Below are 6969 nucleotides of genomic sequence, written 5' to 3' on the forward strand. Positions count from 1 at the left end.
TTTACTGTAGTTACATTCATTATACCGAATTATCAGGCAAATTTCAATAATTATCAGAAAATTTACTATTGTTGGAAAAGTACTGACAATTAAACGCATAGAAAAAAGAGGCTGAAAACTCAACCTCTGATTACTATCACATTTTGTCTAATTATCTACGGTATTGACGCAAGAAACGAGTCATTTTTTCCTGAATTTCAGCCAGTTCATCCACACGTGGCAGATAGACAATTCGGAAATGGTCCGGATCTTTCCAGTTGAAACCACGACCATGAACCAGCAAAACTTTTTCCTGTTTTAAGAAATCCAAGACGAATTGCTCATCGTCATCTATACGATACATTTCCCGATCAATTTTCGGGAAAATATACAAGCCAGCTTTTGGCTTGACTGCTGACAAACCTGGAATATCAGTAATAGCCTTGGTAATGAATTCCCTTTGCTCATAGAGGCGACCACCTGGCATGAGTAGTTTGTCAACAGATTGAACACCGCCCAAGGAAGTCTGAACAACTTGCTGAGCCAAAACGTTTGAACACAAACGCATATTGGACAACATATTCAAGCCTTCGATATAGCCCTTCACGTGTTTTTTAGGGCCTGACAAGACCATCCATCCTACACGGAAGCCACAGATGCGATGAGATTTTGACAAACCATTCATGGTCACGACAAACAAGTCTGGTGCCAAGGTCGCAATAGGAATATGAACCGCACCATCAAAGACCATCCGATCATAAATCTCGTCAGAGAAAATAATCAATTCATGTCTGCGAGCGATATCGATAATCCCCTCCAAAACCTCTTTGGGATAAAGAGCACCCGTTGGGTTGTTAGGGTTGATCAAGACAATAGCCTTGGTCCGTGACGTCACCTTGGCCTCCATATCAGCCAAGTCTGGGTACCAATCCGCTGCCTCATCACAGATATAATGAACAGCCTTACCGCCTGCTAAGCTTACCGCTGCCGTCCAAAGTGGATAGTCTGGCATAGGAACCAAAACTTCATCACCATTGTCTAGCAAGCCCTGCATGGACATGACAATCAACTCACTGACACCATTACCAATATAAATATCTTCAATATCCACATTTGGAAACTTCTTCAACTGACAATACTGCATGACTGCTTTACGGGCTGAAAAAATTCCCTTACTATCAGAATAACCTTCTGACTTACGAGCATTGTGGATAAGGTCACGAATAACCTCATCTGGAGCAGTAAAACCAAATTCAGCAGGGTTTCCTGTATTCAGACGTAAAATCTGCTCACCGTTGGCCCGCATACGCATCGCCTCTTCCAAAACAGGCCCACGAATATCATAAGCTACATCATCTAATTTCGTTGATTTATTAAACTGTTTCATGTCGTCACCTCGACTTTCTTCTATTTTTCTATTTTACTTTAAAAGCAAAAAAAGCACAAGAATCCCTTTACATTTTCTAAAAAAAGACTTATAATATAAATGTAATAACAACCTATCATTCCAGGAATAAACGCTTACTGAAAGGAGTGGCTACTATGACACAATCTTATAAGACTATCCTCGTTGCAGTCGATGGATCCACAGGTGCTGAATTAGCTCTACACAAAGCAATCCACGTTGCCAAACGAAACCAGGCTCGGTTGGTCATTGCCCATGTTATTGATACAAGAGCCCTACATAACGTCGTTGCCTTTGACGCTTCTGTTTACGAAACGCTCGAAAAAGAAGCTGAGCTACTATTGGAAGAATATAAGCAAAGTGCAGTGGATGCAGGTTTGAAAGAAGTGCAGCTTCATATCGAATTTGGTAATCCCAAGACCTTGTTAGCAGTAGACATTCCCAAGGAAACCGGTGCCGACCTCATGTTACTTGGCGCAACAGGCCTCAATGCCTTTGAACGCCTCCTAATCGGCTCATCTTCCGAATACATCATGCGCCACGCTAATATTGATTTGCTCATCGTACGCGATGGGGAGAAAAGCCTATAAAACTCGAAAAGACTAGACTTCATTGTCCAGTCTTTTCTTCTGTCTTTCAAGTTCTTCCATAATCTTTGTCTCTGGCGCAAACTTCTCTTCCCAATCCCCTGGTTTTAATATCTTGTGAGTAATAGGATCAAAATGGGCCTTCCCATCTGGAAATTGCTTTCCCATATTGGCAATATGGACCAAGTCAAAAATCGGTGCCGGATCAACACCCATTAAGACAAAAGAACCATAGGTAAAATAAAGGATATCTAAGAGTGCATCGACCTGGTCCTGTAAAGATACTCTAGCCTGACCCTTGCTCCTCACCTTTTCTACTGCCCTATCCAAGTCTTCATGCAAGCGATGAATATACTCTTGGAAATCCTCCTCACAGTCGGCAGATGCATAGAGGAACTCTACCACTTCCTCCAGCTTAAAACCTGCACGGAAAAGAGCTGTCTGCCCATCAAATTCCTTAGGACTTTCCTGAGTAATCCCGTCCATCAAGGCATGAAAATCCTTTACACGATTAAAATTCTCATCTCTACTCTGAAACATCATTTTCCTCAAGTAAACCTAGGCGAACAAAAGCCTTATAAATACCATCACGATTATTGCTATCTGTCACCAACGAAGCGATCTGTCGAACCCTCTTGGTTCCATTTCCCATCGCTACCGAATATTTAAGGGCTTTTAGCATCTCAAAATCATTATTCGAATCTCCAAAAGCCACCACTTCATCTAAGCTAAAACGATATTTCTCTGCAACTTTTAAAATCCCAGACAGTTTTGAACTTCCCTTGCTGATAATATCTGTTGCATAAGGGCTTGAACGAGTAAAGGACAAATCAGTAAATCTTGCTTCCAATTCCCTGGTTTCTCTCTCTGTTGTCAACATCATGAGCTGATAAATCGGTTGTGCCAAATAAGCCCTCAGGTTTGTCTGTCGCTGTGGTCGAACCAAGCGCACCAAACGATTAAAAATAAAATTCACCAAACCAGCAAACTTATCAGGAATAAGCCGACTAACACGGTAGGCGAAATTCCCTGTACCTGTTGACATAATCCCGCTACCAAAGACCCCTTTAGCAGTGCCAATTGCCAAGTCCTTATGATTCCTCTGGGCATAATCCATCATGGCTTCCACCTGACTCGTGTCTAAAATACGACTATAGATCAGTTCCTCCCTAGAAAAAATGTACTGACCATTGTAGGTAATGGCCAGATCCAAACCCAGACTAGCCATATATTGCAAAACGAAACGGGGGTCCCGACCCGTTGCTAAACCAACCAATATCCCCTTCTTTTTTAAGGAATTAATTGCCGAGATAGTCGACTTACTAACCGTACGCTTATCTGTCAACAAAGTCCCATCAATATCAAAAAATACAGCCTTAATCGTCAACCATCTCACCACCTTTCTTAGAATTGTGTTACAATTAGTATATCACATTTTGAAAGAAACAGAAAATTTATGAAAAAAATTCTCGCCTTACACACAGGTGGAACCATCTCCATGCAAGCCGACCAAGACGGTCACGTAGCAAGCAGTCAAATCAATCCAATGACACAAATCGACACCCCCATTGAAGAAATTCAAGTCACATCCGTCGATTTTCTCAATGTCCCAAGCCCTCATATCCGTTTGGAACACATGATGGCTCTCTATCAAAAAATCAAGACTGAGCAAGACAACTTTGATGGTTTTGTCATTACACATGGCACCGATACACTGGAAGAAACAGCCTATTTCCTTGATACCATGGCTATTCCGGAAAAACCAATCGTATTAACTGGAGCCATGCGTTCATCCAATGAGTTAGGTAGCGACGGAGTTTACAACTATCGAACAGCCCTCCGTGTCGCAGCAGATGAAAAATCCGCAGACAAGGGCGTTCTAGTCGTTATGAATGATGAAATTCATGCCGCAAAATATGTCACCAAAACCCACACAACCAACGTTTCTACCTTCCAAACACCAACCCATGGACCTCTTGGACTGGTTACCAAACGTGAAATTCTCTATTTTAAAACAGCAGAACCTCGTGTCCGATTTGACTTATCACATATCTCTGGGACAGTTCCAATTATCAAAGCCTATGCAGATATGGACTCAGTTCTCCTTGACTCGCTTCCAAGCTCAGCAATTTCAGGCTTGGTCATCGAAGCCCTTGGAGCAGGAAACCTCCCACCGACCATCCTTCCTGCCATCCAAAACCTTCTCACTCAAAACATCCCCATCGTCCTAGTTTCTCGTTGCTTCAATGGAATAGCAGAACCCGTTTATGCCTATCAAGGTGGAGGCATTCAGCTTGAGCAAGAAGGTATCCTCTTTGTCAAAGAATTGAATGCACAAAAAGCACGACTGAAACTACTAATTGCCCTAAACGCAGGTTTGAAAGGGCAAGCGTTAGCTGATTATATCCAAGGCTAAACCTCACATATACTTCAAAAGACCGGCATATTTGCTCGGTCTTTTTCATATCTAATCTAATTCTTCTCTATCCTTCAAATGATTTAACAAAACGGACCAGTTGGGATCTTTCTGCCAATTCTCTTCACTAACAATCTGACTTGCAACTCGTCTGGCTTCCTCCAAAATCGGATAATCTTCCACGATATTAGCCACTTGAAATTCTGGCAAACCTGACTGACGGGTTCCAAAAATTTCACCAGACCCACGCATTTTTAAATCCGCTTCAGCCAGTATAAATCCGTCTGTGGTTTCAGTCATAATCTTCATCCGTTCCTTGCCTGACTCCGTTTTGGGATTGGCAACCAAGATAGCATAGGACTGTTTGTGACCACGCCCAACACGCCCCCTCAACTGATGTAGCTGACTTAAACCAAAACGATCCGCATCCATAATCACCATTACAGTTGCATTGGGCACATTGACTCCTACCTCGATAACAGTTGTCGACACCAAAATAGCTGACTTCCTGTCCTTAAAAGCCTGCATAATCGCATCTTTTTCTTCATTTTTCATCTTACCATGCAACAAATCAACAGTAACACGACTTCCAAAATGTGCTTGTAACTCAGCCTGCAAGTCAATAGCATTCTTCAAATCCAAGGCTTCAGACTCTTCGATCAGGGGAGAAATGAAATAAACCTGAGCCCCACTCCTAAGTTCCTTCTCAAGCCATTCTAATACAGTCGGTAACTGCTGATGTTTAACCCACCGAGTAATAATCGGCTTGCGACCAGCAGGCAGTTGGTTAATGATCGACACATCCATATCGCCAAAGGCAGTAATAGCCAGAGTCCTTGGAATAGGGGTCGCAGTCATCATCAGCACATCAGGATTATCCCCTTTTTCTCGGAACAAACGCCTTTGCTTGACACCAAAACGATGTTGCTCATCCGTCACAACTAGTCCCAGTTGATGATAAGACACACTCTCTTGAATCAGAGCATGCGTCCCAACAATCACATCTACCCGTCCATCAGAAATAGCTTCCAATGCTGTTCTACGTTCTGCCACCTTCATTCCACCCGTCAAAAGTGCAATAGATAAATCTGGAAAAAGCTGGCGCAAACTCTGATAATGTTGTTCTGCCAAAATTTCCGTTGGCACCATAATCGCAGCCTGCATACCAGCCGAAACAGCCGCAAACATGGCTAATCCAGCAACCACCGTCTTACCAGAACCAACATCCCCTTGTAACAAACGATTCATATGACTAGGTGACTGCATGTCAGCCAAAATTTCCGACAAGGCATTGGCCTGGGCAGCCGTCAATTCAAAAGGCAATTTCTCAATCTGTCGATTAACTGTATTCAAATCATACTCAATCATCAAACCATTGGAAACATCTCGATTACCAGCTTTTAAGAGTTGCAACTGCAACTGGAAATAAAATAATTCCTCAAATTTAATCCGTCGCAGAGCTTGCCTGTATTCTTCCAAATTTGTCGGAAAATGCATAGCAAAAACTGCCTGTCTACGATTTAAAAGCCGGTATTTCTCCAACAAAACGATTGGTAAATTCTCTTCCAAGAGCTCCAAATAGCCTTGATCAACAGCCGCTTTTATAGCCTTGACCAAGTTGGTTTGAGAAATTCCTTGAGCCACATGGTAAACAGGCTGCAAATCTTCAGACACCTGAGCTAACACCTTCATGCCAGTTAAACTAGCTTTAGCCTTATCCCATTTCCCCCAAATCGCAACTTCCTGCCCCATTACAATCTTATCAGCTAAGTAAGGTTGATTGAAAAAAGAAACAGAAACCACTACCTCACCCTGCTTAATCGAAAACCGTAGCCGATTTCTCTTATAACCATAATACTGCACATTTGCTGGAGATACCACATGACCGACCACTACAGCCTTTTCCCCATCCTGCAAATCTAATAGTGACTTACTTTCAAAGTCCTCGTACCGAAAAGGATAATAAGTTAATAACTGACCAATCGTCTCAAGGTCTAATTTCAAAAATTTCTCTGCCGATTTTGGTCCAATCCCAGGCAACACTGATAAATAATCTGACAAACTTTTCATAATTTAATTATATAATAAAATTCAATTAGATTACAAAAAAAGGGCTACTGCCCTTCCATATAGTCCGTACGGGATTCGAACCCGTGTTACCGCCGTGAAAAGGCGGTGTCTTAACCCCTTGACCAACGGACCACAATTCATAATGGGCACGAGTGGAATCGAACCACCGACCTCACGCTTATCAGGCGTGCGCTCTAACCATCTGAGCTACGCGCCCAAACGAGTTGTTTGGGTATGAACAATTGTTCAAAGCGGGTGACGAGAATCGAACTCGCGACAACAGCTTGGAAGGCTGTAGTTTTACCACTAAACTACACCCGCTTTCATGGGAGTTAACGGGATCGAACCGCTGACCCTCTGCTTGTAAGGCAGATGCTCTCCCAGCTGAGCTAAACTCCCTTGCGCTAAGCGACTACCGTATCTCACAGGGGGCAACCCCCAACTACTTCAGGCGTTCTAGGGCTTAACTGCTGTGTTCGGCATGAGTACAGGTGTATCTCCTAGGCTATCGT

At 42.8% G+C, this 6969-nt stretch carries 4 protein-coding genes, 4 tRNA genes, 1 rRNA gene and 1 pseudogene; 2 read left to right on the plus strand and 8 right to left on the minus strand.

All coding sequences use genetic code 11. The annotated features are described in order from the left end of the window. Nucleotides 1-151: 151 nt before the first annotated feature. Complete coding sequence (locus tag C1E58_RS07735) at nucleotides 152-1366, minus strand: pyridoxal phosphate-dependent aminotransferase (protein ID WP_105209951.1); 1215 nt, start codon at nucleotides 1364-1366, stop codon at nucleotides 152-154. A 155-nt stretch (nucleotides 1367-1521) separates the two neighbouring features. Between C1E58_RS07735 and C1E58_RS07740 the strand changes: the two genes are divergently transcribed. Further along, a complete protein-coding gene (locus tag C1E58_RS07740; RefSeq protein WP_105114886.1) occupies nucleotides 1522-1974 on the plus strand; it encodes a universal stress protein in 453 nt (150 codons plus the stop codon). Between the two features lie 12 nt (nucleotides 1975-1986). Here the strand turns inward: C1E58_RS07740 and C1E58_RS12400 are convergent. After that, nucleotides 1987-3358: pseudogene (locus tag C1E58_RS12400) on the minus strand (Cof-type HAD-IIB family hydrolase). Between the two features lie 69 nt (nucleotides 3359-3427). On the opposite strand from C1E58_RS12400, the gene C1E58_RS07755 reads away from it, so the two are divergent. After that, nucleotides 3428-4387 (plus strand): asparaginase, encoded by a 960-nt coding sequence (locus tag C1E58_RS07755; protein ID WP_105114883.1) that lies wholly within the window; start codon nucleotides 3428-3430, stop codon nucleotides 4385-4387. A 51-nt stretch (nucleotides 4388-4438) separates the two neighbouring features. On the opposite strand, the gene recG is transcribed toward C1E58_RS07755, so the two are convergent. The 6 genes from recG to rrf all read right to left on the minus strand — a co-directional run. Beyond that, on the minus strand, nucleotides 4439-6457 hold the full coding sequence (gene recG / locus C1E58_RS07760) for an ATP-dependent DNA helicase RecG (protein WP_105114882.1): 2019 nt from the start codon (nucleotides 6455-6457) through the stop codon (nucleotides 4439-4441). A 60-nt stretch (nucleotides 6458-6517) separates the two neighbouring features. Next, nucleotides 6518-6589, minus strand: a tRNA-Glu gene (locus tag C1E58_RS07765). Nucleotides 6590-6600: 11 nt separating this feature from the next. After that, nucleotides 6601-6674: transfer RNA gene (locus tag C1E58_RS07770), tRNA-Ile, on the minus strand. A gap of 33 nt (nucleotides 6675-6707) precedes the next feature. Beyond that, nucleotides 6708-6778: transfer RNA gene (locus C1E58_RS07775), tRNA-Gly, on the minus strand. Nucleotides 6779-6783: 5 nt separating this feature from the next. Then, nucleotides 6784-6856, minus strand: a tRNA-Val gene (locus tag C1E58_RS07780). Between the two features lie 4 nt (nucleotides 6857-6860). Further along, a 5S ribosomal RNA gene (gene rrf, locus C1E58_RS07785) occupies nucleotides 6861-6969 on the minus strand; the annotation flags it as partial.

It is taken from the genome of Streptococcus suis, from assembly GCF_002964575.1.
Lineage (GTDB): Bacteria > Bacillota > Bacilli > Lactobacillales > Streptococcaceae > Streptococcus > Streptococcus suis_R.

Excerpts from the sequence above, each read along its gene's own strand:
- C1E58_RS07755 (WP_105114883.1), top strand. The coding sequence starts at position 3,428 with ATGAAAAAAATTCTCGCCTTACACACAGGTGGAACCATCTCCATGCAA.
- recG (WP_105114882.1), bottom strand. The coding sequence starts at position 6,457 with ATGAAAAGTTTGTCAGATTATTTATCAGTGTTGCCTGGGATTGGACCA.
- C1E58_RS07735 (WP_105209951.1), bottom strand. The coding sequence starts at position 1,366 with ATGAAACAGTTTAATAAATCAACGAAATTAGATGATGTAGCTTATGAT.
- C1E58_RS07740 (WP_105114886.1), top strand. The coding sequence starts at position 1,522 with ATGACACAATCTTATAAGACTATCCTCGTTGCAGTCGATGGATCCACA.